Annotated in this window: 27 protein-coding genes and 2 pseudogenes; 11 read left to right on the top strand and 18 right to left on the bottom strand. The window is 62.8% G+C overall.

Going from position 1 to position 26,519, the window contains the following annotated elements:
- Nucleotides 1–26 precede the first annotated feature (26 nt).
- Nucleotides 27–1,526, bottom strand: a complete 1,500-nt coding sequence (gene glpK, locus KUO17_RS18575; protein ID WP_217976988.1) for a glycerol kinase GlpK — start codon at nucleotides 1,524–1,526, stop codon at nucleotides 27–29.
- A 65-nt stretch (nucleotides 1,527–1,591) separates the two neighbouring features.
- Nucleotides 1,592–2,443, bottom strand: a complete 852-nt coding sequence (locus KUO17_RS18580; protein WP_217976989.1) for an MIP/aquaporin family protein — start codon at nucleotides 2,441–2,443, stop codon at nucleotides 1,592–1,594.
- Nucleotides 2,444–2,745: 302 nt separating this feature from the next.
- On the opposite strand from KUO17_RS18580, the gene ybaK reads away from it, so the two are divergent.
- Both ybaK and KUO17_RS18590 read left to right on the top strand, forming a co-directional pair.
- A complete protein-coding gene (gene ybaK / locus KUO17_RS18585) occupies nucleotides 2,746–3,216 on the top strand; it encodes a Cys-tRNA(Pro) deacylase (RefSeq protein ID WP_217976990.1) in 471 nt (156 codons plus the stop codon).
- Nucleotides 3,217–3,307: 91 nt separating this feature from the next.
- Nucleotides 3,308–4,087: a PhzF family phenazine biosynthesis protein gene (locus tag KUO17_RS18590; RefSeq protein WP_217976991.1), complete on the top strand. Its 780-nt coding sequence runs from the start codon at nucleotides 3,308–3,310 to the stop codon at nucleotides 4,085–4,087.
- Nucleotides 4,088–4,191: 104 nt separating this feature from the next.
- On the opposite strand, the gene KUO17_RS18595 is transcribed toward KUO17_RS18590, so the two are convergent.
- Nucleotides 4,192–5,301, bottom strand: coding sequence for an ABC transporter ATP-binding protein (locus KUO17_RS18595; protein WP_217976992.1), 1,110 nt, complete (start codon nucleotides 5,299–5,301; stop codon nucleotides 4,192–4,194).
- Nucleotides 5,298–6,218 carry an ornithine carbamoyltransferase gene (gene argF, locus KUO17_RS18600; protein ID WP_217976993.1) on the bottom strand — a complete coding sequence of 307 codons (921 nt, stop codon included), beginning with the start codon at nucleotides 6,216–6,218 and terminating at the stop codon, nucleotides 5,298–5,300. Before argF ends, KUO17_RS18595 begins: the two co-directional genes overlap by 4 nt.
- A gap of 369 nt (nucleotides 6,219–6,587) precedes the next feature.
- Between argF and KUO17_RS18605 the strand changes: the two genes are divergently transcribed.
- Together KUO17_RS18605 and grxD are read left to right on the top strand one after the other, a co-directional pair.
- The gene (locus KUO17_RS18605) at nucleotides 6,588–8,696 is read left to right on the top strand and encodes a molybdopterin oxidoreductase family protein (RefSeq protein WP_217976994.1); all 2,109 of its coding nucleotides are present in this window, start codon (nucleotides 6,588–6,590) and stop codon (nucleotides 8,694–8,696) included.
- A 92-nt stretch (nucleotides 8,697–8,788) separates the two neighbouring features.
- Nucleotides 8,789–9,124, top strand: a complete 336-nt coding sequence (gene grxD, locus KUO17_RS18610; RefSeq protein ID WP_217976995.1) for a Grx4 family monothiol glutaredoxin — start codon at nucleotides 8,789–8,791, stop codon at nucleotides 9,122–9,124.
- A gap of 167 nt (nucleotides 9,125–9,291) precedes the next feature.
- On the opposite strand, the gene bfr is transcribed toward grxD, so the two are convergent.
- Both bfr and KUO17_RS18620 read right to left on the bottom strand, forming a co-directional pair.
- On the bottom strand, nucleotides 9,292–9,762 hold the full coding sequence (gene bfr / locus KUO17_RS18615) for a bacterioferritin (protein WP_217976996.1): 471 nt from the start codon (nucleotides 9,760–9,762) through the stop codon (nucleotides 9,292–9,294).
- A 201-nt stretch (nucleotides 9,763–9,963) separates the two neighbouring features.
- Nucleotides 9,964–10,182 carry a bacterioferritin-associated ferredoxin gene (locus KUO17_RS18620; protein ID WP_043861976.1) on the bottom strand — a complete coding sequence of 73 codons (219 nt, stop codon included), beginning with the start codon at nucleotides 10,180–10,182 and terminating at the stop codon, nucleotides 9,964–9,966.
- Nucleotides 10,183–10,415: 233 nt separating this feature from the next.
- Between KUO17_RS18620 and KUO17_RS18625 the strand changes: the two genes are divergently transcribed.
- Nucleotides 10,416–11,018, top strand: a complete 603-nt coding sequence (locus KUO17_RS18625) for a peroxiredoxin (RefSeq protein WP_217976997.1) — start codon at nucleotides 10,416–10,418, stop codon at nucleotides 11,016–11,018.
- A 171-nt stretch (nucleotides 11,019–11,189) separates the two neighbouring features.
- On the opposite strand, the gene rnt is transcribed toward KUO17_RS18625, so the two are convergent.
- Both rnt and pyrC read right to left on the bottom strand, forming a co-directional pair.
- The gene (rnt, locus tag KUO17_RS18630; protein WP_163947483.1) at nucleotides 11,190–11,801 is read right to left on the bottom strand and encodes a ribonuclease T; all 612 of its coding nucleotides are present in this window, start codon (nucleotides 11,799–11,801) and stop codon (nucleotides 11,190–11,192) included.
- A gap of 53 nt (nucleotides 11,802–11,854) precedes the next feature.
- Complete coding sequence (gene pyrC / locus KUO17_RS18635; protein WP_217976998.1) at nucleotides 11,855–12,901, bottom strand: dihydroorotase; 1,047 nt, start codon at nucleotides 12,899–12,901, stop codon at nucleotides 11,855–11,857.
- A gap of 131 nt (nucleotides 12,902–13,032) precedes the next feature.
- On the opposite strand from pyrC, the gene KUO17_RS18640 reads away from it, so the two are divergent.
- Together KUO17_RS18640 and KUO17_RS18645 are read left to right on the top strand one after the other, a co-directional pair.
- Complete coding sequence (locus tag KUO17_RS18640) at nucleotides 13,033–14,001, top strand: flagellar protein MotY (RefSeq protein WP_217976999.1); 969 nt, start codon at nucleotides 13,033–13,035, stop codon at nucleotides 13,999–14,001.
- Between the two features lie 135 nt (nucleotides 14,002–14,136).
- A complete protein-coding gene (locus KUO17_RS18645) occupies nucleotides 14,137–15,354 on the top strand; it encodes an argininosuccinate synthase (protein WP_217977000.1) in 1,218 nt (405 codons plus the stop codon).
- 54 nt (nucleotides 15,355–15,408) lie between these two features.
- On the opposite strand, the gene KUO17_RS26760 is transcribed toward KUO17_RS18645, so the two are convergent.
- Entirely contained in the window at nucleotides 15,409–15,921 is a 513-nt protein-coding gene (locus KUO17_RS26760; protein WP_255263671.1) for a hypothetical protein, read from the bottom strand.
- A gap of 465 nt (nucleotides 15,922–16,386) precedes the next feature.
- On the opposite strand from KUO17_RS26760, the gene KUO17_RS18655 reads away from it, so the two are divergent.
- Entirely contained in the window at nucleotides 16,387–17,013 is a 627-nt protein-coding gene (locus tag KUO17_RS18655) for a response regulator transcription factor (RefSeq protein WP_217977001.1), read from the top strand.
- A 73-nt stretch (nucleotides 17,014–17,086) separates the two neighbouring features.
- Here KUO17_RS18655 and KUO17_RS18660 read toward each other — a convergent pair whose 3' ends face one another.
- The 8 genes and pseudogenes from KUO17_RS18660 to metG form a co-directional block, all read right to left on the bottom strand.
- Nucleotides 17,087–17,266: a PA3496 family putative envelope integrity protein gene (locus tag KUO17_RS18660; protein ID WP_217977002.1), complete on the bottom strand. Its 180-nt coding sequence runs from the start codon at nucleotides 17,264–17,266 to the stop codon at nucleotides 17,087–17,089.
- Between the two features lie 104 nt (nucleotides 17,267–17,370).
- Nucleotides 17,371–18,009, bottom strand: coding sequence for an endonuclease III (gene nth / locus KUO17_RS18665; RefSeq protein ID WP_217977003.1), 639 nt, complete (start codon nucleotides 18,007–18,009; stop codon nucleotides 17,371–17,373).
- Between the two features lie 4 nt (nucleotides 18,010–18,013).
- A complete protein-coding gene (locus KUO17_RS18670) occupies nucleotides 18,014–18,535 on the bottom strand; it encodes an Rnf-Nqr domain containing protein (protein WP_217977004.1) in 522 nt (173 codons plus the stop codon).
- A complete protein-coding gene (locus tag KUO17_RS18675) occupies nucleotides 18,528–19,145 on the bottom strand; it encodes an RnfABCDGE type electron transport complex subunit G (protein ID WP_217977005.1) in 618 nt (205 codons plus the stop codon). The genes KUO17_RS18670 and KUO17_RS18675 overlap by 8 nt, the downstream gene beginning before the upstream one ends.
- Nucleotides 19,142–20,125, bottom strand: a complete 984-nt coding sequence (locus tag KUO17_RS18680) for an RnfABCDGE type electron transport complex subunit D (protein ID WP_425274878.1) — start codon at nucleotides 20,123–20,125, stop codon at nucleotides 19,142–19,144. The genes KUO17_RS18675 and KUO17_RS18680 overlap by 4 nt, the downstream gene beginning before the upstream one ends.
- A 16-nt stretch (nucleotides 20,126–20,141) precedes the next feature.
- Nucleotides 20,142–20,957, bottom strand: a pseudogene (locus KUO17_RS18685) (RnfABCDGE type electron transport complex subunit B); the annotation flags it as partial.
- Nucleotides 20,954–21,529 carry an Rnf-Nqr domain containing protein gene (locus KUO17_RS18690; RefSeq protein WP_217977008.1) on the bottom strand — a complete coding sequence of 192 codons (576 nt, stop codon included), beginning with the start codon at nucleotides 21,527–21,529 and terminating at the stop codon, nucleotides 20,954–20,956. The pseudogene KUO17_RS18685 and the gene KUO17_RS18690, both read right to left, overlap by 4 nt.
- 91 nt (nucleotides 21,530–21,620) lie before the next feature.
- Nucleotides 21,621–23,660, bottom strand: a complete 2,040-nt coding sequence (gene metG, locus KUO17_RS18695) for a methionine--tRNA ligase (RefSeq protein ID WP_217977009.1) — start codon at nucleotides 23,658–23,660, stop codon at nucleotides 21,621–21,623.
- A gap of 151 nt (nucleotides 23,661–23,811) precedes the next feature.
- On the opposite strand from metG, the pseudogene apbC reads away from it, so the two are divergent.
- A pseudogene (gene apbC, locus KUO17_RS18700) lies at nucleotides 23,812–24,907 on the top strand (iron-sulfur cluster carrier protein ApbC).
- A gap of 155 nt (nucleotides 24,908–25,062) precedes the next feature.
- Here apbC and KUO17_RS18705 read toward each other — a convergent pair.
- Entirely contained in the window at nucleotides 25,063–25,272 is a 210-nt protein-coding gene (locus KUO17_RS18705; RefSeq protein WP_163945321.1) for a cold-shock protein, read from the bottom strand.
- Nucleotides 25,273–25,624: 352 nt separating this feature from the next.
- On the opposite strand from KUO17_RS18705, the gene dcd reads away from it, so the two are divergent.
- Both dcd and KUO17_RS18715 read left to right on the top strand, forming a co-directional pair.
- Nucleotides 25,625–26,191 carry a dCTP deaminase gene (gene dcd, locus KUO17_RS18710; protein WP_163945323.1) on the top strand — a complete coding sequence of 189 codons (567 nt, stop codon included), beginning with the start codon at nucleotides 25,625–25,627 and terminating at the stop codon, nucleotides 26,189–26,191.
- Nucleotides 26,192–26,291: 100 nt separating this feature from the next.
- A complete protein-coding gene (locus KUO17_RS18715) occupies nucleotides 26,292–26,519 on the top strand; it encodes a hypothetical protein (protein ID WP_217977010.1) in 228 nt (75 codons plus the stop codon).

Genomic DNA, 26,519 nt, shown 5'->3' on the forward strand with positions numbered 1-26,519 from the left:
TGCCAGCGAAGGGGGCCAGTGAGGGCTTATTCCTCGTGCGGCTCCCAGTCACGGGTACGGTCCACAGCCTTGAGCCAGCCGGCATACAGCTTCTCTTTCTGCACCTCATCCAGTTGCGGGGTGAACTCGCGCTCGATGACGGCCTTGCCGCGCAGTTCGTCCAGCCCGCTCCAGAACCCGCACGCCAGGCCCGCCAGGTAGGCGGCGCCCAGGGCGGTGGTTTCGCGCATCTGCGGGCGCTCCACGCAGGTGCCGAGGATGTCGGCCTGGAACTGCATCAGGAAGTTGTTGGCCACCGCGCCACCGTCCACGCGCAGGGCGCTCAGACGTTCGCCGCAGTCCTGCTGCATGGCATCGAGCACGTCGCGGGTCTGGTAGGCGATCGACTCCAGCGCGGCGCGGATGATGTGGTCGACCTTGACCCCACGGGTCAGGCCGAACAGCGCACCGCGTGCATACGGGTCCCAGTACGGCGCGCCCAGGCCGGTAAAGGCCGGCACCAGATACACGCCATTGCTGTCCTTGACCTTGCTGGCGAAGTACTCGGTGTCGTGGGCATCGTTGACGATCTTCAGCTCGTCACGCAGCCACTGCACGGTGGAGCCACCGTTGAATACCGCGCCTTCCAGCGCATACGCCACCTCGCCACGCGGGCCGCAGGCGATGGTGGTGAGCAGGCCATGGGACGACTGCACGGCCTTGTCGCCGGTGTTCATCAGCAGGAAGCAGCCGGTGCCGTAGGTGTTCTTGGCCTGGCCTGGCTCGACGCACATCTGGCCGAACAGCGCGGCCTGCTGGTCGCCGGCGATACCGGCGATGGCGATGCCGCTCTTGGTGTGGCCGTAGACTTCGGAGGAGGAACGCACCTCGGGCAGCATCTGCTTGGGAATACCCAGCAGTTGCAGCATCTTTTCGTCCCACTGCAGCGTGTGGATGTTGAACAGCAGGGTGCGCGAGGCGTTGGTGTAGTCGGTGACGTGCACTTTGCCGCCCGAGAACTTCCAGATCAGCCAGGTATCCACGGTGCCGAACAGCAGTTCGCCACGCTCGGCGCGCTCGCGTGCCCCTTCGACGTTGTCCAGGATCCATTTGAGCTTGGTGCCGGAGAAGTACGGGTCAGTCACCAGGCCCGTGGTTTCGCGAATGTAGTCCTGGTGCCCGTCACGCTTGAGCTGCTCGCAGATCTCGGTGCTGCGCCGGCACTGCCAGACGATGGCGTTGTACACCGGGCGACCGGTTTCGCGGTCCCACACCACGGTGGTTTCGCGCTGGTTGGTGATACCGATGGCCGCCACCTGATCGTGGCTCAGGCCGGCCTGGGCCAGCGCTTCGACCATGGTCGCGCTCTGGGTGGCGAAGATCTCCATCGGGTCGTGCTCGACCCAGCCCGCCTGTGGGTAGTGCTGGGCGAATTCGCGCTGGGAGGTGCCGACCACATTGGCGTCGCGGTCGAAAATGATGGCCCGCGAACTGGTCGTGCCCTGGTCCAGGGCAATGATGTAGTGCTTGTGCTGGGTGTCGGTCATGTCAGTGGCCTTGCACTAAATAGGTGGAGGTCAGGGCAGTGCGAGCCTGGCTCGCAGGTCCGGCATCAGGATGCCTGGGTCTTGCCTTGAGTGTTGTCGTCGGTCTGGGCGCTCGCGCTGGCTGCACTGGGCAGGTTGCGTGCGATCACGCCGCGATAAAGGGCTGCGCCCAAGGTTGCGCCTATGATCGGCGCAACGATTGGAATAAGGAAATACGGAATGTCGCGTGCGCCCGTAAAGGCCACATCGCCCCAGCCGGCCAGGAAGGTCATCAGCTTGGGCCCGAAGTCGCGTGCCGGGTTCATCGCAAAGCCGGTCAGCGGGCCCATGGCGCTGCCGATCACGGCGATCAGCAGGCCGATCAGCAGCGGGGCCAGCGGGCCGCGCGGCAGACCGTTGTTGTCGTCGGTCAGCGACATGATCACGGCCATCAGAATCGCGGTGATGATCGCCTCCACCAGGAACGCCTGGCCGGTGGACAGTGCCGGGTGCGGGTAGGTGGAGAACACCGAGGCCAGTTCCAGGCTGGCCTGGCTGCCGCGCACCATGGCGTGGGTTTGTTCGTAATCGAAGAACAGGTTGCTGTACAGCGTGTACACCAGCGCCGCACCGCAGAATGCGCCAGCGACCTGGGCGAGGATGTAGAACGGCAGCTTGCGCTTGTCGAAGCCGGCGAACAGGCTCAGGGCGATACTGACAGCCGGGTTCAGGTGTGCCCCCGACACCCCGGCGGTGAAGTAGATCGCCATGCTCACGCCCACACCCCAGATGATGCTGATTTCCCACAGGCCAAAGCTGGCACCGGCGACCTTGAGCGCTGCCACACAACCGGTACCGAAAAAGATCAGCAGTGCGGTGCCCAGGAATTCGGCCATGCATTGGCCGGACAATGTCGGTTCTCGTAGAGCGGTCGTCATTCGTTACCTCGGTTCTTGTTGTTGTGAGGCGCGTGTGCGCTCGATAAAAACCCGAACAGAATCCCCATTCTGGTCGGGTTGACGGCAGAAATGCACCTTGTGAGGGCATCTCAATATTCAGAATCGAAAAAATATAGACAAGAAACGATGATGTCAAAGGTCGAAAGTGAACCACCATTCATAATCTGACTGAAGCCATCGCGCGTGATGCTGTAGGTAACCGGTGGGGTATTGGTTGGCACTGAAGTTTTGCCCTACAGTAGCGAGCGAATGGACACCCTTTACCTTGCCCGGAGCCCTGCATGACCCCCGCCCTGGATTTGCTCAAGAAGGTGCGCGCCGAGCACCGTATCCACAGCTATGAACACGATCCCAAGACGGCCTCGTATGGCCTTGAAGCTGCGGAGAAGCTGGGCCTGGCACCGGCCCAGGTGTTCAAGACGCTGCTGGCCAGCAGCGAGAAGGGGGAGTTGCTGGTGGCGGTGGTACCGGTGGTGGGCAGCCTGGATCTCAAGGCCCTGGCCCAGGCCGCCGGGGTGAAGAAATGCGAAATGGCGGACCCTGGGGCCGCGCAGCGCTCCACCGGCTATCTGCTGGGCGGGATCAGCCCGTTGGGCCAGAAGAAACGCCTGCGCACGTTCATCGATGAATCTGCGCAGCAGTTTGACACCATCCACGTCAGTGCCGGGCGGCGCGGGCTGGAGGTGGAACTGGCGGCCGCGGTGCTGGCCGAGCATACCCAGGCGCGCTTCGCAGCGATTGGGCGCGCTTGAGATCTGTATGCTGCAAATCAGCTGACTCTGTCTATGGAGCCCGGACGCGAGTGCAGGCATGCTCGCTGCCTTCATCTACAGGAGTTGCCATATGCCGCTTGAATTTCACCAGGTCGATGCCTTCAGTACCCAGCCGTTCAGCGGCAACCCGGCGATGGTGTATCGCCTGGAGCAGTGGCTGCCCGTTGAACTGATGCAAAAAATTGCGGCCGAGCACAACCTGGCTGAAACCGCGTTTGTGGTGCGTGAGGGGGAGCGCTGGCGTATCCGCTGGTTCACCCCTGTCACCGAAGTGCCACTGTGCGGGCATGCCACGCTGGCCAGTGCTCACGTGCTGTTCGAGGTGTATGGGGAAAGCGCCGAGCGCCTGCAGTTCGACAGCCAGTCCGGGCCGTTGACCGTCACGCGCGAGGGTGATCGGCTGGTGCTGGACTTCCCGCGCTACGACCCGCAGCCGCTGGCCGAACGGCCGCCGGTGGCGCAGGCGCTGGGGTGCCCGGTGGTCGAGGTGTGGCAGACCGAAGAGTTGTTCGTGGTGCTCGACAGCGAACAGGCGGTGCGCGAGTGCCAGCCGGACATGGCCGCGCTGGCGGCGTTGCCGGGGCTTGGCGTGATCGTCACGGCACGTGGCGTGGAGCATGATTTTGTGTCGCGTTACTTTGCGCCGGGGATCGGCATACCTGAAGACCCGGTGACCGGCTCTACGCATTGCTCGCTGATTCCCTACTGGGCGCAGCGCCTGGAAAAGGATGAATTGCGCGCACGGCAATGTTCGTCGCGTGGGGGCGAGCTGTTCTGCCGGCTGGAGGGGGAGCGGGTGAAGATTGGCGGGTATGCGACGCTGGTGGCGAGCGGCACATTGTTCATCTAGGGGTATCAAGGGCCCTTTCGCTGGCAAGCCAGCTCCCACAGGGGTGGTGGTGATCCTTGTGGGAGCTGGCTTGCCAGCGAAGGGCTGCGTAGCAGCCCAGGTTTTCAGAGCGCCGAGCTGTAGCGCCGCACGCCGTTTTCGACCGCTGGCAGTTGCGCTGGCACCGTGCCGGCCACCGGGAACAGCACCAGATGGTCCGCCGCCACTTCGATCCCTACTTCACCACCGACCTGATGGTCGACATGGCTCGGGAAGATCGCCTCCAGCTGGCTGCCCGTGCCCAGTTGCAGGCGGTACAGCGTCGAGGCGCCCAGGAAGCTCTTGCCGACGATGCTGGCCTTGAGCGCGCTGTGCGGTGCATGCACGATGTCGTCCGGGCGCAGCAGCACGTCCACCGCACTGCCCTGTGGCAGGGTGTAGGCACGGTTGCCGCGCAGCTCGCCCAGTTCGGTCTGCACCGACTCGGGGCTGGTCAGCTGGCCGCGGATGAAGTAACCCTGACCGATGAAGCTGGCCACGAATGGCGTAAAGGGCTCGTGATAGAGGTTGTACGGCGTGTCCCACTGCTCCAGCCGACCTTCCTTGAACACGCCCACGTGATCGCTGACCGCAAAGGCTTCTTCCTGGTCGTGGGTGACCAGGATCGCACTGGTGCCACGGCTCTTGAGGATGTCGCGCACCTCATGGCTGAGGCGTCGGCGCAGCTCGACGTCGAGGTTGGAGAACGGCTCGTCGAGCAGCAGCAGTTGCGGCTCGGGTGCCAGTGCGCGGGCCAGGGCCACACGCTGCTGCTGGCCGCCAGACAGCTCGTGCGGGTAGCGCCCGCCGAGCGTGTCCAGCTTCACCAGCTCGAGCATTTCTTCGACCACCTGGCGCTGGCGCGGGTGCTTGCCGATACCGAAGGCAATGTTTTCGGCCACGGTCAGGTGCGGGAACAGTGCGTAGTCCTGGAACACCATGCCGATGCGGCGCTTCTCCGGGGCCAGGGTGAACCCGGCCTTGGAGATGACGTCGCCCGCCAGGCTGATCTCGCCTGCATGTACCGGTTCGAAGCCTGCGATGGCGCGCAGCGTGGTGGTCTTGCCGCACCCGGAGGAGCCCAGCAGGCAACCGATGTCGCCGGCATTGAGGTGCAGGTTGAGGTTCTGGACGATGCGCTGCTCGCCATAGCCGCAGGCGAGGTCGCGCAGGTTGAGCAGTAAAGGTTGACTCATGCGTGGTGATAGGCCGGTTCAACAAGGTATTCGAGAAGTGCCTTCTGTGCATGCAAGCGGTTTTCGGCCTGGTCCCAGGCGACCGAACGTGGGTCGTCGAGCAGGTCCAGGCTGATTTCCTCGCCACGGTGGGCGGGCAGGCAATGCATGAACAGGGCATCCGGAGCCGCCAGGTCGAGCAGTGCACGGTTGACCTGGTAGGGCGCAAACAGCGCCAGGCGCCGAGCAGTTTCCTCCTCTTGACCCATGGAAGTCCAGACATCGGTGCTCACCAGGTGCGCACCGCGCACGGCATCCTTCGGGTCGCGCACGATCTGCACGCGGTCACCGGCCTGCTCGACGAAGCGCGCAGCTGGCTCGTAACCTTGCGGGCAGGCGATGCGCAGCTGGAAGTCGAACTGGATGGCCGCTTCTATATAGCTGTTGCACATGTTGTTGCCGTCACCCACCCAGGCCACGGTCTTGCCCTGGATCGAGCCACGGTGCTCGAGGAAGGTCTGCATGTCGGCCAGCAACTGGCACGGGTGCAGGTCGTCGGACAGGCCGTTGATGACCGGAACGCGCGAGTTGGCGGCGAATTCGGTCAGGGTGCTGTGGGCAAAGGTACGGATCATCACCGCATCGAGCATGCGCGACATGACGATGGCGCAATCGCCGATCGGCTCGCCACGGCCCAGCTGCGTGTCACGCGGGGACAGGAAAATGGCCTGGCCGCCGAGCTGGATCATGCCCGCCTCGAACGACAGGCGGGTACGCGTCGACGACTTTTCGAAGATCATGCCCAGCACGCGATTTTTCAGGGGCTCGAAGAGTACGCCGCGGTTACGCAGGTCCTTCAGCTCGATCCCTCGGCGGATCACACTGACCAGTTCTTCGGCGGTGAAATCCATCAGGGAGAGAAAGTGCCTAGCGCTCATCATTGACTACCTTTTTGCAACAGACCGCAGATCATCCAATGCCGGTTTTTTAAAACAACGGACGTGACCTGCGGCAGAAGCCGCACGGGGCGACGAAATAGGGAAAGGCGCAATACTATAATTAAATGTCGCGTCTTACCAAGAGGGGGCTGCGAACTCGGCACTGCCGAATGTGTTGCAAGCCGTTGTGGCGACGCTTTTCATTGGCCCTGGACAGGCTTTGTACACTGCCCGCAGAGGCGTTTGCAACGGCGCTCACCCTATCGGTGTGCCTGATGCCGGGCGATTCACGCGGCGAACGTCACTGGCGAGCGGCGCGGGGCGGGGCCATAGTCAGGCCTGGCTCAAGACCCGAAAAAAGAGGCAGCCATGAGCAAGACCGTGCATTACCGCGCCTGCCACCTGTGCGAGGCCATCTGCGGCCTCAGCCTTGAGGTCACCACCGAGGAGGGCCAGGCCCCGCGTATCAGTTCGATCAAGGGCGACCCGCTGGACAGCTTCAGCCGTGGCCATGTGTGCCCCAAGGCGGTGGCCCTGCAGGATATCCAGAACGATCCGGACCGCCTGCGCAGCCCCATGCGCCGCCTGGGCGAGCAGTGGCAGCCAATCGGCTGGGACGAGGCGTTTGCGCTGGCCGCCGAGCAGCTTGTGGCCGTGCAGCGGCGTCACGGCGCCAATGCGGTGGCGGTGTATCAGGGCAACCCCAGCGTGCACAACTACGGGCTGATGACCCACAGCAACTATTTTCTCGGGCTGCTCAAGACCCGCAATCGCTTCTCTGCGACCTCGGTCGACCAGTTGCCCCAGCACCTCACCAGCTTCCTGATGTACGGCCACGGGCTGCTGCTGCCGATTCCGGACATCGACCACACGGATTTCATGCTGATCCTGGGCGCCAACCCGCTGGCCTCCAACGGCAGCATCATGACCGTGCCCGACGTCGAAAAGCGCCTCAAGGCCATTCAGGCACGCGGTGGCAGGCTGGTGGTGGTCGATCCGCGGCGCAGCGAGACTGCGGCGATGGCCGACCAGCACCTGTTCGTGCGTCCAGGCGGCGACGCGGCACTGTTGTGTGGGCTGCTCAACACCCTCTTCGAAGAGGGGCTGAGCCGCCCCACGCACCTGCCGGTGAGTGGCCTGGAAACGGTGCGTCAGGCCATCAAGCCCTTCAGTGCCGAAGCCATGAGCCCGCGCTGCGGCATCGATGCGGCGCAGATTCGCCAGCTGGCACGTGACTTCGCCGCTGCCGACAAGGCGGTGTGCTACGGGCGCATGGGCATCTCGACCCAGGCCTTCGGCACGCTGTGCCATTGGCTGGTGCAGATGATCAACCTGGTCAGCGGCAATCTGGACCGGGTCGGCGGCGCGTTGTGCACCGAACCTGCGGTGGACCTGGTGGCAAGCACCGCCGGTGGGCACTTCAATGCCTGGCAAAGCCGGGTGTCGGGCCTGCCCGAGTACGGCGGCGAGTTGCCGGTGGCGGCGCTGGCCGAGGAAATGCTGTGTGCCGGTGAAGGCCAGGTGCGCGCGCTGGTCACCGTGGCCGGCAACCCGGTGCTCTCCACGCCCAACGGACGCCAGTTGGAACACGCGCTGCTAGGGCTGGAGTTCATGCTCAGCGTCGACCTCTACATCAATGAGACTACCCGCCACGCCGACCTGATCCTGCCGTCGACCTCGGCCCTGGAGAACGATCACTACGACACCACCTTCAACCTGCTGGCGGTGCGCAACGTCAGCCGTTTCAACCGGGCGATACTGCCCAAGCCCGAGGGCGCGTTGCATGACTGGGAGATCTTCGTCGGGCTGGCCAGCGCCTATGCGGCGCTGGTCGACAAGCCGCTCAAGCCGACCCTGGCACCGGCGCAGATGATCGACCTGGGGTTACGTGGCGGGCGCTATGGTGCGGGATCGGCGTTCGACCTGTCGCTGCAGACGCTTGAGCAACACCCGCATGGCATCGACCTTGGGCCGTTGCAGCCCAACCTTGCGTCACGTCTGAAGACGGCCAGCCAGATGATAGAAGCGGCCCCCCAGGTGGTACTGGCCGATCTGGAGCGTTTTGCCGGACAGACGGCCCCCGCCGTCAGCCAGTTGCTGCTGATCGGTCGTCGGCATGTGCGCAGCAACAATTCCTGGATGCACAATTACCATCGCCTGGTCAAAGGCAAGCCGCGTCACCAGTTGCTGATGCACCCCGATGACCTGGCACGCCGGCATCTGCAGGATGGCCAGCGGGTACGGGTGAGTTCGCGGGTAGGCAGCATCGAGGTCGAGGTGCAGGCCAGCAGCGACATGATGCCCGGGGTGGTGAGCCTGCCGCATGGCTTTGGCCATGGTCGGCCTGGGGTGCGCCTGGGCATCGCGCAGGGCCAGCCGGGGGCCAGTGCCAACGATCTGACCGACGAACGTCAATTCGATGCGGTATCGGGCAATGCGGCGCTCAACGGGGTACCGGTGCAGGTGGTTGCGGCCTGAGTGCGGCAAGGCCGAGCGTCATGCTCGGCTTTCCGATACAATGCGTCACCGTGCCGACAACCAGGTCGGAAAGTTCAGCCGCGAGGTGCTTCATGGATATCATCGAAACAATCAAAGAGCAGATTGCCAACAACACCATTCTGCTTTACATGAAAGGCTCGCCGAATGCCCCGCAGTGCGGTTTTTCGGCCAAGGCGGCGCAAGCCGTGATGGGTTGCGGCGAGAAATTCGCTTACGTGGACATCCTGCAGAACCCGGAAATCCGCGCCAACCTGCCCAAGTACGCCAACTGGCCGACCTTCCCGCAACTGTGGGTAGCCGGTGAGCTGGTCGGCGGCAGCGACATCATGACCGAGATGCATGCTGACGGTTCACTGCAGGCCCTGATCAAGGACGCTGCAGCCAAAGCCGAGGCCGCCAAGGCCTGATTTTGCTGTGGTACTGAAGAGCCCCGCATCTGCGGGGCTTTTTTGTGCCTGTCGCCCAAAAGCTTCGCTGGCAAGCCCGCTCCCACAGGGTTTTATGAGTGCCACGACCGCCCCCATAAAAAAGCCCCGCGGATGCGGGGCTTCTCGTTGCAGCCAGACCGGCGCGATTACTCGCCCATCTGCGACTGCAGGTAGTTCTCCAGGCTGACCTTGTCGATCAGGCTCAGCTGGGTTTCCAGCCAGTCGATGTGCTCTTCCTCGGCTTCTAGGATGTCTTCGAGCAGTTCGCGGCTACCGAAGTCGCCCACGGTCTCGCAATGCGCAATCGCAGCCTTCAGGTCGGTCAGGCCTTTTTGCTCCAGGCGCAGGTCGCATTCGAGCATTTCTTTGGTGTGCTCGCCGATCATCAGCTTGCCCAGGTCCTGGACGTTCGGAATGCCTTCGAGAAACAGAATACGCTTGATCAGTTTGTCAGCGTGTTTCATCTCTTCGATGGATTCTTTGTATTCGTGCTTGCCGAGCTTTTCCAGGCCCCAGTCTTCATACATGCGCGCATGCAGGAAGTATTGGTTGATCGCGACCAGCTCGTTTCCGAGGATCTTGTTGAGATGCTGGATGACGCTAATGTCGCCTTTCATGATGGGGTCCTGTCCTGCGTAAGTGTGTCTATAGGCAGGAGTTTGAGCCCGGCAACTTCCGGTGTCAAACCTAAGTTATTGAATAATAAGTGAAAATTAATCGGAATAAGAATGTTTGTGTTCCGCGTTTTAACCCTAACTACTTGAATTACAGGCATAAAAAAACCGGACGCAGGGTCCGGTTCTTCAAATTCGCTGTTTTTACGCCGCTGTAAATTCCACGGGGTAGGGCAGGGCGGCCTGGCTGACCTGCAGTTTGGTCAGGGTTTCACGTACCACTTCCTTGGCCAGGCAGGCACATTTGCCGCACTGGGTGCCTACGTTGGTGGCGGCACGGACTTCCTTGTAGCTGCAGCATCCTTCGTAAATCGCATCGCGGATCTGTCCGTCGGTCACACCAACACAAAGACACACATACATAAGGGAGACCATCGCTGGTAAAGGCTTGATGTCGTGGAGCTTAATGCTAATGAGAATGCTTGTCAAAGTACCTGGCGCAAAGCCGTGTTCCAGAGCGACCGGCGGTACGCATTACTGGCCGGCGGCCATTAACTCGGCGAGTGGCGCAGGTGGTGTATGATGCGCAGTTCTTGTGATGCCAGCCGGCCTCAGGCCCGCTGTGCGAACTGTTCACTACCATCAGGAGATACCGAATGAGCGTACTCGTAGGCAAAAACGCCCCGGACTTCACCGTTCCAGCCGTGCTGGGCAATGGCGAAATCGTTGACAGCTTCAACCTGGCTTCGGCCATCAAGGGCAAGTACGGCCTGGTGTTCTTCTACCCGCTGGACTTCACCTTCGTCTGCCCGTCCGAGCTGATCGCCCTGGACCACCGCATGGACGACTTCAAGGCGCGCAACGTCGAAGTGATCGCCGTTTCGATCGACTCGCACTTCACCCACAACGCCTGGCGCAACACCCCGATCAATGCCGGCGGCATCGGTCAGGTCAAGTACATCATGGCAGCCGACCTCAAGCACGAGATCGCCAAGGCCTATGACGTCGAGTCCGAAGGCGGCGTAGCCTTCCGTGGCGCGTTCCTGATCGACGACAAGGGTGTCGTGCGTTCGCAGATCGTCAACGACCTGCCGCTGGGCCGCAACATGGAAGAGCTGATCCGTCTGGTCGACGCGCTGCAATTCCACGAAGAGCACGGCGAAGTCTGCCCTGCCAACTGGAAAAAAGGCGACAAGGGCATGACCGCTTCGCCAGAAGGTGTTGCTGCTTACCTGAGCGAGAATGCTGGCAAGCTGTAAGCGCCACGCACAAAAAAACCGGCCCTGGTGGCCGGTTTTTTTGTGCCTGTGAAACAGCAGCCCTGCAGCGACGACACTGGCCTCTTCGCTGGCAAGCCAGCTCCCACAGGTGTCCGGTGATCCTTGTGGGAGCTGGCTTGCCAGCGAAGTGGGCGACACGGCCCTCACGGGTCAGTCGCGAAAATCCTGCCAGCCGCCCATTTCCTTCCAGCGGTTGACGATGCCGCAGAACAGCTCGGCGGTCTTTTCGGTGTCGTAGCGCGCCGAGTGCGCCTCGCGCCCGTCAAAGTCGATGTCGGCACTCTGGCAGGCACGCGCCAGCACCGTCTGACCATAGGCCAGGCCGGCCAGGGTAGCGGTGTCGAAGCTGGAGAACGGGTGGAACGGGTTGCGCTTCATGTCGTGGCGCGCCACGGCAGCATTCAGGAAGCCCAGGTCGAAGCTGCTGTTGTGCCCGACCAGGATGGCGCGCTTGCAGCCATTGGCCTTGAGTGCCTTGCGAATGCCGCGGAAAATGTCGGTCAGCGCCGACTCTTCGCTCACCGCCATGCGCAGCGGGTGATCGAGCTTGATCCCGGTGAAGTCCAGGGCCGCCTGTTCGATGTTGGCACCCTCGAACGGCTCGACGCGGAAGAAATAGGTGTGTTCCGGGAACAGGAAGCCTTTTTCGTCCATGCCGATGGTGACGGCGGCAATTTCCAGCAGCGCGTCGGTGGCGCAGTTGAAGCCACCGGTCTCCACATCCACGACGACTGGCAGGTAGCCGCGAAAGCGCTCTGCCATGGGGTGGCGCGAACCGCCGCCTTGACCTTCCTGGTCGTCTTCGTAATCGTCGCTCACACAGTGTCCTCCAGCAGGCGCCAGCGCAGTTGCTCACCGGCGCGCAGCGGAATGACAGTCTGCTCACCAAAGGGCAGGCTGCTTGGGGCGGTCCAGCTTTCGCGGACCAGGGTAATACGGTCGGTGTTCGCCGGCAGGCCGTAGAACGCCGGGCCATGCAGGCTGGCAAAGCCTTCGAGCTTGTCCAGTGCATTGCGCTGTTCGAACGCCTCGGCATACAGTTCGATGGCGGCGTAGGCGGTGTAGCAGCCGGCACACCCGCAGGCCGCTTCCTTGGCGTGCTGGGCATGCGGCGCCGAGTCGGTGCCGAGGAAGAACTTGCTGCTGCCGCTGGTAGCTGCGTCAAGCAGGGCCACCTGGTGGGTGTTGCGCTTGAGAATCGGCAGGCAGTAGAAGTGCGGGCGAATCCCCCCCACCAGCATGTGGTTGCGGTTGTACAGCAAATGCTGCGCGGTGATGGTCGCGCCCACGTTGGCCGGGGCCTCGTTGACGAACTGCACGGCTTCGGCGGTGGTGATGTGTTCGAACACCACCTTCAGCGTCGGGAAGCGTTCGACCACACGGCGCAGGTGCTCGTCGATGAACAGCTTCTCGCGGTCGAACACGTCGATCTCGGGGCGGGTCACTTCACCGTGCACCAGCAGCGGCATGCCCACCTCGGCCATGGCTTCGAGTACCGGGAAAATCTTGTCCAGGCTGGTCACGCCGGAGTCCGAGTTGGTGGTCGCACCGGCCGGGTACATCTTGGCGGCATGCACGAAGCCACTGGCCTTGGCCGCGCGAATGTCTTCGGGCTGGGTGCGGTCGGTGAGGTACAGTACCATCAGCGGTTCGAAGCGGCTGCCGGCCGGCCGGGCCGCCAGAATGCGCTGGCGATAGGCGTCGGCTTCGGCGGTGTTGCGCACCGGCGGTACCAGGTTGGGCATGATGATGGCGCGGGCAAAAGTGCGCGCTACGTCACCGACGGTGTGGGGCAAGACAGCGCCATCGCGAAGATGGATGTGCCAGTCGTCGGGACGCAGGAGGGTCAGGCGGTCGGACATTGGGGATTCCAGGCGGTTCGAACTCCCGGTGAATGCTACCGGAAAAGCCTGATCACGGCACTCGCTATCAAGTTTTGCCGAGGCTGTCCGATAGCTTGCAGGTATGCCGTAAGAAATTTGTGGAGCCGCCCGTGCGCCAGCGTTACCTAGCCCTGCTCAGTATGTTTGCCAGCCTGCCGGCCGTGGCACTCACCTTCCAGACTCGCGTGGAGAACATCGAGTGGAAAGTCGAGGGCGACCAGTTCGAGTGTCGGCTGATCCAGCCGATTGCCGATTTTGGCAGCGGTGAGTTCGTGCGCCGTGCCGGCGAGCAGGCAACCTTCCAGCTGCGCTCAAGCAGCAATGTGCTCGGCGCAGGCTCTGCGACCCTGTTGGCGGCCGCCGCGCCGTGGCAGCCCGGGCGTGGCGATATCAGCCTGGGCTCGGTGCGCATGGCCCGCAGTGGCGTGCTCTTCACCAGCTCGCAGGGACAGGCCAGTCGCCTGATCAACGGCCTGCTCGACGGGCGCAGCACCGTGGTGCGCAACTATGCCGGCGAAGCCGGACGCACCATGGAGGTACGCCTGCTGCCGGTGAAGTTCAACCGGGCCTACGGTGACTACCAGGCCTGTGCCGCCAAGCTGTTGCCGATGAACTACGACCAGGTGCGCCAGGCACGTGTCGGCTTCCCAGGTGGGGGTATCGACCTGGATGCCGATGCACGGGCGCGGCTGGACGTGATCATCGACTTCCTCAAGGCCGACCCGACGGTCAACCACATCGAACTCGACGGGCATTCCGACAACAGCGGCAATCGTCTGACCAACCGCGACCTGTCGCGTCGTCGCGCCCTCGCCGTGCAGGAATACCTCAAGGCCCATGGCATCCCCGAAGAGCAGATCAGCGTGCGTTTCCATGGCGAGCGCTACCCGCTGGCAGCCAACAGCAATGCTGCCAACCGCGCGCGCAATCGCCGGGTCAATATCCAGTTGGACCGCGTGACCCCGGTCGAGAAGCCCAAGGAGGTCGCGCCGCCGGCACCGGCAGCGCCTGCCGGCACTGCCCCGGCACCTGCGCCGACGCAAACCCCGGCGGCCCGCGCAGGCAAGCCTGCCGCCTGATCGATCGGTGCGACGTTGCGTCGCGCCGACGACAGTTACTGTCGCTTTGTCGTCACAAGCTGTCGCCCCACTGTAAATTTTGCGGTAAGGCCGGTAGAATCATCGGCTTTCCGTACAACCCCGTGGAGTGATGGCATGGCGGACGTAAAAAAGGTCGTACTGGCGTATTCCGGCGGCCTTGATACTTCGGTGATTCTCAAGTGGCTGCAAGATACCTACAACTGTGAAGTGGTGACGTTCACCGCCGATCTGGGGCAGGGCGAGGAGGTCGAGCCGGCCCGCGCCAAGGCTCAGGCCATGGGTGTCAAAGAGATCTACATCGATGACCTGCGCGAAGAATTCGTCCGCGATTTCGTGTTCCCGATGTTCCGCGCCAACACCGTTTACGAAGGTGAGTACCTGCTGGGTACTTCCATCGCGCGTCCGCTGATCGCCAAGCGCCTGATCGAGATCGCCAACGAAACCGGCGCCGATGCCATTTCCCATGGCGCTACCGGCAAGGGCAACGACCAGGTGCGTTTCGAGCTGGGTGCCTACGCGCTCAAGCCAGGCGTCAAGGTCATCGCGCCATGGCGCGAATGGGACCTGCTCTCGCGCGAGAAGCTGATGGACTACGCCGAGAAACACGGCATCCCGATCGAGCGTCACGGCAAGAAGAAGTCGCCGTACTCGATGGACGCCAACCTGCTGCACATCTCCTATGAGGGCGGTGTCCTGGAAGATACCTGGACCGAGCACGAAGAAGACATGTGGCGTTGGACCAAGTCGCCAGAGGCCGCGCCAGATGTTGCGACCTATCTGGAGCTGACCTACCGCAACGGTGACGTCGTGGCGCTGGACGGTGTCGAGATGACCCCGGCCACCGTGCTGGCGACCCTCAACCGCATCGGCGGCGAGAACGGCATCGGCCGTCTGGACATCGTCGAGAACCGCTATGTGGGCATGAAGTCCCGTGGTTGCTACGAAACCCCGGGCGGCACCATCATGCTGCGCGCGCACCGTGCGATCGAGTCGATCACCCTGGACCGCGAAGTCGCACACCTCAAGGACGAGCTGATGGCCAAGTACGCCAGCCTGATCTACACCGGTTACTGGTGGAGCCCTGAGCGTCTGATGCTGCAGCAGATGATCGACGCCTCGCAGGCCAATGTGAACGGTGTGGTTCGCCTGAAGCTGTACAAGGGCAACGTGATCGTGACCGGTCGCCAGTCCGATGATTCGCTGTTCGACGCCAACATCGCGACCTTCGAAGAAGATGGCGGTGCGTACAACCAGGCTGACGCTGCGGGCTTCATCAAGCTCAATGCACTGCGCCTGCGCATTGCCGCGAACAAGGGCCGTTCACTGGTGTGAACCGGCTCCTGAGCGCACGAACCCCGGCCTGATGGCCGGGGTTTTTTTTTGCCTTCAGTTTTGCTGTGGCGCCGCTGTGATGGTGCCCGTGGTCAGGGTGGTCTGGGTGCCGGTGTCCAGGTTCTGGAACACCACGTTGCCCGGCGTGCTGTTGTGTGTGATGAGGTGGCGCACCAGATGATCGATCAGTTGCGTGGCGTGCGCGCCGCTCACGATGATGGTCGACCCCAGCGAGAGATCGGCAGGGCGTACGTCGGGCAGGCGCGGCGTGGTATCCGCAGGCGGTGCTGCAGTGACCTCGCGATCGGCATGGGCAGGGCCTTTGAGTTCTTCCACTGCGCCGCCATTGGCCTCCTGATGATCCTGCAGGTAAAGGCTCTTGGTGTTGAAGTTCAAGGTGAGGAAAAACAGGATCGTCAGGAAGGGCGGAAACCCGACCAGGAACCAGGTGTAGATACTCTGGCTGTCTTCCCCGAGAAATGGCAATGAGGCCAACGCCGAGGCTTCGATGATGCCGGCGAAGATGGCAATGATGGTCAGCGGGCTTTTCGGTTCGGCGTTGCTCATATGCGTGCCTTCTGCTCGGCGGGAGCCTGTGCGACGTAGGCGGCAGGGCTCGCCCGCCAACTGTTTTCGCTCACTATGCCGTGCCCCTGTGGCGCTGTTCAGGGGGTGATGGATCACCCGCAGGAACTGTTTCGGCGGGTGTGCCACACGCTGACGCCATGCGTGTCGGATATTGACTTGTACGGCCCGAATATCCCGGATATTTCCTTCAGTAACGGGCGTGTTGTCATATAGCCGGTGCCGGTGGGCAATGTTAGTGTTTGTTGGAGTGTCTAGCCCGCTTATATAGCCGTTAGATGTTTCGAGTACATGCAAACTACCGGGAAGTTTTGTAGGAATAATCTTCTATTTGTGTGGGTTGTGTCTTGGTCTGCAACTGTGCAAGGAAGCTGCAATGCGCTCGGCCAGTTGACTAGGCTATTGTGCGGGCTCAAAAAATCGAACAGCGAAAATTGGATTTTGCCCATGAATAAAGTGCTGATCGTGGATGATCATCCGGTCATTCGCCTGGCTGTACGCATGCTGATGGAACGGCATGGCTATGAAGTCGTGGCGGAGACCGACAATGGCGTGGATGCGCTGCAGTTGGCCAAGGAACACTTGCCCGATATCGTGATTCTGGATATCGGCATGCCCAAGCTCGATGGCCTGGAGGTCATCGCCCGATTGACCTCCAACGGCATTATTCTCAAGGTGCTGGTGCTGACCTCCCAGGCGGCCGGGCATTTCTCCATGCGGTGCATGCAGGCGGGGGCGGCAGGCTATGTGTGCAAGCAGCAGGACCTGACCGAGTTGCTCAGTGCCATCAAGGCGGTGCTGTCGGGTTACAGCTACTTCCCCAACCAGGCCTTGCACTCGGTACGTTCCAACCTGGGCGGTTCAAGTGAAGCGGACATGGTCGAGCGTCTATCGGGTCGGGAAATGATGGTGCTGCAGCAGTTGGCCCGCGGCAAGAGCAACAAGGAAATTGCCGACGGCATGTTCCTGAGCAACAAGACCGTCAGTACCTACAAGACCCGCTTGCTGCTCAAGCTCAATGCCCGTTCGCTGGTGGATCTGATCGAGCTGGCTCAGCGTAACGGTCTGGTCTAGGCGTACGGTGGGCAGCAGGGCCTGCCTGGCGCAGGCTCGCTACCGCGGGCCGACCTGCTGCCAGGGGTAGGGCTCAGAGGTCGAAGTCGTAGTCGGCCAACTGCTTTTGCAGGCGCCGTTCTTCCAGCATGTTGTCGATGGTGCGACGCTTGCTGAGGTTGGTTTTGGCCGCTTCCGGCTGCACCTCGGCTTCCTGATCTTCACTCTGGTCGGACTCGACGTCGATATCCAGCTCTTCGTTATCGGTGCTCATCAGTCACTCCACGCCAAGAGGGCTATTGGCGCACCTTATAACGATATTTTCAAAGCCGGTAAAAAAGATTTTTTCAATCGGCTGTGATCGTTTTCACTATTTGTTCAATCGTCAGAGGTTTTCTGCGGGTACTCGCACAGGTCCTCTATGCGGCAACTTCCACAACGCGGTTTGCGTGCCTGGCAGACATAGCGTCCATGCAGGATCAGCCAGTGGTGGGCGTCGAGCAGGTAGTCCCTGGGTACAAACTTCATCAGCGCTTTTTCTACCTCCAGCACGGTCTTGCCCGGCGCGATCCGGGTACGGTTGCTGACCCGGAAAATATGCGTGTCCACCGCCATGGTCGGTTGGCGAAAGGCTGTGTTGAGTACCACGTTGGCGGTCTTGCGTCCCACGCCGGGCAGGGCTTCGAGTGCCTCGCGGGTTTGCGGCACTTCACCGCCATGCCGCTCGACCAGCAGGCGGCAGGTCTCGATCACGTTCTTGGCCTTGCTGTTGTACAGGCCGATGGTCTTGATGTAGCTCGACAGCCCTTCGACACCCAGCGCATGGATTGCCTGGGGTGTATTGGCCACGGGGTACAGGCGCGCGGTGGCCTTGTTGACGCCCACGTCGGTGGACTGGGCCGAGAGGATCACGGCAATCAGCAATTCGAACGGGGTGGTGTAGGCCAGTTCGGTTTTCGGGTCCGGATTGTCTTCGTGCAGCCTGCGAAAGATTTCCAGGCGTTTGGCAGCGTTCATGGGCTCAGAGGCTTCCTTGACGGCTAGAGGAGGTGGGCGTGCGCCGCACCCGGTTGAAAAGGGCCAGGGCCAGGCCCAGCAGGATCAAGGCGCCTGGGGCCAGTTGGGCCAGATGCAGCCCGCCATTGCCCAGCAGTTCGCGGCACAGGCCCAGCAATACCTGCACTGTACCGAGCGCGACCAGCAACAGCATGGCCGCTCGCCAGCCATGGCGGCGTCCCAGGCTGTGTTCGAACAGCACGCATTGCAGTGCAATCAGTGCCGGGTAAGGCCCCAGCGTGGTGTACAGCTCCAGTGCCCAGGCGCGCAGGCTCAGTTCCAGGCAGGTCACCAGCGCGCACGCCAGCAGCAGGCTTGCCAGTTCTGCGCCCAGGCCGTGCAGAGCATGGCGCAGCGGCGTCATGCACGCGCGGTGCAGGCTCAGGCTCAACAGGCTGAGCACGGCGATCGTGGCGGCCTGCAGCAGGCTCTGGCTTGCGCCCAGCAGGGGTGCCAGGCTCAGGCTCAACAGGGCGCGGTTATTCATTGGCGGTACCTGTCAGCAGGTAAGGCGCATGCTCGTCAAAGTAGCGCAACGCGTCGTGCACGGCCTGGATCACCGCCCGCGAGGTCACGCTGGCCCCTGCCAGTTGGTCGAACTGGCCATTGTCTCGCTTGAGCGCCCAGGCCGAGTCCGGCGTATCGCTGCGTGACCGGCCGACGAAATGCTGCAGCCAGGTGTTGCCAGGCTCGACCAGTTGGCCGCCCAGCCCTGGGGTTTCCCGTTGCTGCAGTACCCGCGTGGCCATCAGCCGACCGTTGCGGTCAATCGCGATCAGCAGGTGCAGCGGGCCGGCATAACCTTGTGCCTGGCTGTGCAGCAGCACGGCACTGGGCTGGCCTTGCAGGGTGGCGAGGTAGCCGCCCAGCAGGGTGCTGTGTGCCAGCTCGGGAGCCAGGAGGGTAATCGGCTGTTGCAATGGCTGGTTGTCGTAGCGTTCGCTTGGCAAGACACCTAGCCAGGTGCGGGCCTTGAGCTGCTGTTCGGCCTGGCTGATGCGGCTGGCGCCCAGATGGTGCCAGCCAACCGCCATGCCGATGCTCACGCATGCCAGCAGCGCCACCCATAGCGCGGGACGCAGCGCTGCGCTGTTCATGCGGGCTCCGCTTGCCGGCGTGTGGCCCAGCGGTCGAGCGCCGGTACGCACAGGTTCATCAACAGCACTGCAAAGGCGGTGCCGTCCGGGTAGTTGCCCCAGGTGCGGATCAGGTAGATCAGTGCGCCGACACCGGCGCCGAACAGCAGGCGGGCGCTTGCCGCCCTGGGGCCGCTGACCGGTTCGGTGACGATGAAGAAGGCGGCGAACAGTGTCGAACCGGCCAGCAGGTGAAACAGGGGCGAGCCATTGGAGTCGGAGCCGGTGCCGTTCCAGCACACCAGGCTGATCACGAACAGGGTGCCCAGCATGGCGGCCGGCGCATGCCAGCTGAACACCTTGCGTTGCAGCAACAGCAGGCCGCCGGCGAGAAACGCCAGGCTGGCCCATTCGCTGCCTCGGCCAGCCCAATGGCCGAAGCCCGGCTGCAGGCTGAACAGCTCATCGACGGTCAGGCTGCGGTTGTTGCGCAGTACATCGAGCACCGTTGCCTGGGCCCAGGCGTCGACCGCTTCGCCGACGCCGAACACCGCCTGCAGGCTGGCGCTCAGGTCCAGTGGCTGGGGGGCAGGCCACTGGGTCATCTGCGCCGGGTAGGCAATCAGCGCCACTGCGTAACCCAGCATTGCCGGGTTGAATGGGTTCTTGCCCACCCCGCCGTAGAGGTGCTTGCCCAGGGTAATGGCGCTTGCGCTGGCCAGCACCGGGATCCACCCGTTCAGGTAGGCGGGCAGGGCGATGGCCAGCAGCGTGGCGCTGACCAGTGCACTGCCATCGCCCAGTGCACTGGTCACGGCGCGGCGCTGCAGGCGCAACAACAGGGCCTCGGTGGCCAGCGCTGTACTGCTGGTGAGTACCAGCGTGAACAGCAGACCCCAGCCGTGCAGCCACAGCAGCACCAGCAGGCCCGGCAGGCAGGCCAGCAACACCAGGCGCATGCTCGCGTGCAGGCGCTCGCTGGCGTCAGGCGCGGCCATCATCGCTCATCGCCTGCAGTGACTCGAGCTCGGCCTGCGCCTGTTGCTGTGCTTGCAGGAGGTCGGCCAATTGCGCTTGCTGAACGGCATTGGGGGTATCGCCGAACGCGCTGCGGGCCTTGTTCAATTGGGCGCGGCTCATGGCTGCGGCAATCTTGGCTTTTTTCAGGGCGCTGTCCGCTGCAGCGGCTTTCTGTGCCTGAACACGTGCGATCGCGGCCTTGATAGGGTCATCGGGCGGGCTCGGGATGCTGGTGCTGGGGACGGGGCGCTGACTGCGGGCCAGGCGTTCGGCCTGTTTGCGTGCCTCTTCACGTTGCAGCCTGCTGGCGCGCAGTTCGAAGCGCCGCCTGGCATGCTGGCGCTTGGCGCTGCGGGCAGCGTGTTGTGCTTCGGTGTGCGCCAGACCGCCGACAATCGGCACGACGTTGCTGCCTGCCGCCAGTGGCAGCAGGTCGATGCAGTCGACCGGGCAGGGCGCCACACACAGATCGCAACCGGTACATTCGGCGCTGATCACGGTGTGCATCAATTTGGCCGCGCCAACGATGGCATCCACTGGGCAGGCCTGGATGCATTTGGTGCAGCCGATGCATTCGGCCTCGCGAATGAAGGCCACCTGGGCGGGCGCGCTACCGCGTTCCGGGTCCAGGGCGATCACCGGCACCTGCAGTAGCGCTGCCAGTGCGGCGATCGTTTCGCTGCCGCCGGGCGGGCATTTGTTGATCGCTTCGCCAGCGGCCAGCCCTTGTGCATAAGGCTGGCAGCCGGCATGGCCACATTTGCCGCACTGGGTCTGGGGTAGCAGGGCGTCAATGCGTTGAATCAGGTTCATGGGGTAAACAATCCGTTGAAGCCGAGAAAGGCCAGGGCCATGATCCCGGCGCCGATCAAGCTGATGGGCAGGCCACGAAATGCAGCCGGTGCCGCGTTGCTGCGCCGGCAAAGGTCGTCGAACAGGCTCAGGACCAGCCAGAAGCCCAGGCCGCTGCCCAGGCTCAGGGCCATGCTTGCCAGCAGCCCGATACCCGCATCACTGGCCTGCAGCGCCAGCCCGAGTACCGCGGCATTGCCCAGCAGCAACGGCTTCAGCCCCGCAAACGGCCAGTATGGCAGCTGACGTTGCAGCAGGCTCAGCACGGGGGTGACCAGCAATACGCACAACGGCACGAACACGAACAGGCGCAGGTAGTCGAGCGCCAGCGGGCGCAACAGTTGCAGGAACAGCAACTGCCCCAGCGGTATCGCCAGCACCATCATCACCACGGTCGCCAGCCCCAGTGCATGCACACGGTGGCGCTGCGTCGCCGCGGCCTGCTGCAGCAGCGGGTCGAGGCCCAGTGCCTGGTGCAGGACCACGTTGTTGACCAGCGCGGCGCTGATCAGGGTGAGCAACAGTTCAGTCATGGGGGCGCCACAGGCGAGGGGCTGAGCGCCATTATCCGGCAATCACGACGCAATGAGAACGCCCCGGCCGGTGAGGGTCGGGGCGCGGGGCTTACTTGATGCGCTGGCCTGGCTTGGCGCCGCTGTCGGGGCTGAGCAGGTAGATCTCTTCGCCGCCGGGGCCGGCCGCCATCACCATGCCTTCGGAGATCCCGAAGCGCATTTTGCGTGGCTTGAGGTTGGCGATCATCATGGTCAGGCGACCTTCCAGCTTCGCCGGGTCCGGGTAGGCAGACTTGATGCCGGAGAACACGTTGCGCTGCTCGTCACCGATGTCCAGGGTCAGGCGCAGCAGCTTGTCGGCACCTTCGACGGCCTCGGCCTTGAGGATCAGCGCTACTCGCAGGTCCACGGCAGCAAAGGCATCGAAGTCGATTTCGGGCGACAACGGGTCCTTGGCCAGTTCACCGTTGCCGGTGGCGACGCTGGTCTGGCTGGCGGCGAGGTCTTGCTTGGAGGCGTCGGACATCGCCTGCACCTTGAGCGGGTCGATGCGCGTCATCAGTGCCTTGAACGGGTTCAACTGATGATTTTCGAGGCGGCTCTGGTGATCGTTCCAGGTCAGCGGCGCGACGTTCAGGAACGCCTCGGCATCGGCGGCCAGCAGCGGCAGCACCGGCTTGAGGAAGATCACCAGTTGGCGGAACAGGTTGATGCCCTGGGCGCACACGGCCTGCACCTCGTCCTGCTTGCCTTCCTGCTTGGCCAGCGACCATGGGGCCTTGTCGGCGATCCAGGCGTTGGCGCGGTCGGCCAGGGCCATGATCTCGCGCATGGCGCGGGCAAAGTCGCGGCCTTCATAGGCCTCGGCAATGCCAGGCGCTGCGGCGAGGAAGGCCTCGGTCAGCTCGGGTGCGGCATCGCCGGCTACCATTACGCCGTCATTGCCCTTGTGGATGAAGCCTGCGCAGCGGCTGGCGATGTTGACTACCTTGCCGACCAGGTCCGAGTTGACCTTCTGCACGAAGTCTTCCAGGTTCAGGTCCAGGTCATCCACGCCGCGCCCCAGCTTGGAGGCATAGTAGTAGCGCAGGTATTCCGGCGACAGATGATCCAGGTAGGTGCGCGCCTTGATGAAGGTGCCGCGCGACTTGGACATCTTCTGGCCGTTGACGGTCAGGTAGCCGTGCACGTTGATGGCGGTCGGCTTGCGGTAGCCTGCACCTTCGAGCATGGCCGGCCAGAACAGGGCGTGGAAGTTGACGATGTCCTTGCCGATGAAGTGGTACAGCTCGGTAGTGGAGTCTTTCTGCCAGTACGCGTCGAAGTCCAGTTCCGGGCGACGTGCACACAGGTTCTTGAAGCTGGCCATGTAGCCGATCGGCGCGTCCAGCCACACATAGAAGTACTTGCCCGGCTCGTCGGGGATCTCGAAGCCGAAGTACGGCGCATCACGCGAGATGTCCCATTGCTGCAGGCCGGCATCCAGCCATTCGGCGATCTTGTTGGCCACGGCGTCCTGCAGCGTGCCGCTGCGGGTCCACTGCTGCAGCATGGCCTGGAAGTCGGGCAGCTTGAAGAAGAAGTGCTGGCTGTCCTTGAGTACCGGGGTGGCACCGGAGATCGCCGACTTGGGGTTCTTCAGCTCGGTGGGCGCATAGGTGGCGCCGCACTTCTCGCAGTTGTCGCCGTACTGGTCTTCGGCCGCGCACTTGGGGCAGGTGCCCTTTATGAAGCGGTCGGCCAGGAACATCTGCTTGTCGGGGTCGAAGTACTGGGTGATCGAGCGGTTGGCGATGTGCCCCGCGTCACGCAGCTTGAGGTAGATCTGGCTCGACAGCTCGCGGTTTTCTTCGGCGTGGGTGGAGTGGAAGTTGTCGAACTCCACCAGGAAGTCGGCGAAGTCACCGCTGTGCTCGGCCTGCACGGCGGCGATCAGCTGCTCGGGCGTGATGCCTTCCTTTTCGGCACGCAGCATGATCGCAGAACCGTGCGCGTCGTCGGCACAGACGTAGGTGCACTGGTTGCCGCGGTGCTTCTGGAAGCGCACCCACATGTCTGTCTGGATGTACTCGAGCATGTGGCCAAGGTGAATCGACCCGTTGGCATAGGGCAGGGCGCTGGTGACGAGAATCTGACGTGGCTCGGACATGGGGGCTCGGCTACTTTCGGCTACAGGGTATGAACGGTGATCGGCCACTATAAAACGATGGGAAATATATTTCACCCCATGCCGGTATCTGCCGAGGTTTCGCGGGTTAGCATAGTGGCCTGTTTCACTCAGTCTTTTATCGGGAGTCTCCATGAGCGCCGTCACTCGCGCAGCGGTTGAAGCCGTCCTTCGCCAATACACCGACCCTTACCTGAACCAGGACCCGGTCAGCGCCGGCTGTGTGCAGGCCATCGATATCCAGGGCGATCGCGTCAGCATCGCGCTGCAGTTGGGCTATGCCGCCGGTCTGTTCAAGAACGGCTGGGCCCAGGTGCTGCAGACCGCAGTGGAGGGCATCGAAGGTGTCGCTTCGGCGCGCGTCGAGATCACCTGCGTGATTGCCGCGCACAAGGCTCAGGCGCAGATCCCGGGCTTGGCCAACGTCAAGAACATCATCGCCGTGGCCTCGGGCAAGGGGGGGGGTGGGCAAATCCACCACCGCCGCCAACCTGGCCCTGGCGCTGGCCCGTGAAGGGGCGCGTGTGGGTATCCTGGATGCGGACATCTATGGCCCGAGCCAGGGCGTGATGTTCGGCATCGCCGAGGGTACGCGGCCCAAGATCAGGGATCAGAAGTGGTTCGTGCCGTTGCAGGCGCATGGCGTGGAGGTCATGTCGATGGCCTTCCTGACCGACGACAACACGCCGATGGTCTGGCGTGGGCCGATGGTCTCAGGCGCGCTGTTGCAACTGGTCACCCAGACCGCGTGGGACAACCTCGACTACCTGGTGGTCGACATGCCGCCAGGTACCGGTGACATTCAGCTGACCCTGGCGCAGAAGGTCCCGGTGGCCGGCTCGGTGATCGTCACCACGCCGCAGGACCTGGCCTTGCTCGACGCGAAAAAGGGTGTAGAGATGTTCCGCAAGGTGAATATCCCGGTGCTGGGCGTGGTCGAGAACATGGCTGTGCACATCTGCTCCAACTGCGGGCATGCCGAGCATCTGTTCGGTGAGGGCGGTGGCGAGAAGCTGGCGTCGCAGTTCGGCGTGGAGTTGCTGGCCTCGCTGCCGTTGTCGATGCTGATCCGCGAACAGGCCGACAGCGGCAAGCCAACGGCGATTGCCGAGCCGGAAAGCCAGATTGCCATGGTGTACCAGTCGCTGGCACGGCACGTCGGTGCGCGAATCGTATTGCAGGCTGCGGCGGCGCCGGCGATGCCGAGCATTACCGTCAGCGAAGACTGAGTCGATACCCTCGCGGGTCAAGCCCGCTCCCACAGCAGCTGTGCCCTGTGGGGGCGGGCTTGACCCGCGATCGGGTTGCGCAGCATCCCGGAAATCAGGGCAAAAAAAAGCCCCGCCGATGAGGGCGGGGCTTTCTTCAAGCAGTGAAGCGCAAGTTAGGCAACTTGTACTTCTTCAGCTTGCATGCCTTTCTGACCGCGGGTAGCGATGAAAGTGACCGCTTGGCCTTCTTTCAGGCTTTTGAAGCCGTCAGCTTGAATGGCTTTGAAGTGAACGAACAGGTCGTCACCCGATTGTGGGGTGATGAAACCGAAACCTTTTTCATCGTTGAACCACTTAACAACACCGGATTGGCGATTGGACATAGTCTGTCTCCTTGGACAAAGTTAATTACGGCTCAGGAAATGCCCTGGCCGAGACTGAGTGCAAAGAGGCAGAAAATTCATGAAGATGTGTTGATCAAGATCTTGCATCAGGTAGAGATTCTCAGTGACACGTGCAGCACAGTGGCGTCACCATAACCCTTTTTCCAGAACGTGCCAATGGTCTTGTTCAGGTTTCGCATAATTGAGGACTGACGGCACTGCACCCCTCTCTCGCAGGCCCCATTTGACAGGCATCCGAGCGCTGCGACCCCGGGAAACTTTGAACCCGGCGCCGGGCCCGGTAAGATGCCCCACAGAATTTCTTCACCACGCTATTTCAGGACACCCCGCCATGAGCATCAAATCGGACAAGTGGATTCGCCGCATGGCGCAGGAACACGGCATGATCGAGCCTTTCGTCGAGCGTCAGGTGCGCGGCGAAGCCGACAACCGTCTGATCTCCTTCGGCGTCTCCAGCTACGGCTACGACGTGCGCTGCGCCGATGAATTCAAGGTGTTCACCAACATCAATTCGGCTACCGTCGATCCGAAGAACTTCGACGCCGGCAGCTTCGTCGACGTCAAGAGCGACGTGTGCATCATCCCGCCGAACTCGTTCGCCCTGGCGCGCACCGTCGAATACTTCCGTATCCCGCGCAATGTACTGACCATCTGCCTGGGCAAGAGCACCTATGCGCGTTGCGGCATCATCGTCAACGTCACCCCGCTCGAGCCTGAGTGGGAGGGCCACGTGACACTCGAGTTCTCCAACACCACCACGCTGCCGGCCAAGATCTACGCCAACGAAGGCGTGGCGCAGATGCTGTTCCTGGAGTCGGACGAAGAGTGCGAAGTGTCCTATAAGGATCGTGGCGGCAAATACCAGGGCCAGCGCGGCGTGACCTTGCCGCGCACCTGAGGCGATGCGCCGAGGGAATTAGTTGCCCGATTGGCGCTCCAACGAGATGAACCGTCCCGATACGCCAGGAGGCGTATCGGATTTCGCTCAGGAGCCGCCGATGAAACTCGATCCTACTATCAGCGCCAAACTGGCCGTGCTGCAGCCCAACCACATCGGGCTGGTGGCCTGGTCGCTGCTGGCGCACCCGCCGTTGATGCATGCCGGCGGCGTCCCCGGGCAGCCCGGCCCGGATACCCCCGACACCCCGCAACCCGGTGAAACCCAGCCCACGGAGCCAGGCGAGCCGACCCTGCCCGACGAACCGCCGCCGGCACCGGTCGCCTGA

The organism is Pseudomonas aegrilactucae (assembly GCF_019168305.1).
Taxonomy (GTDB): domain Bacteria; phylum Pseudomonadota; class Gammaproteobacteria; order Pseudomonadales; family Pseudomonadaceae; genus Aquipseudomonas; species Aquipseudomonas aegrilactucae.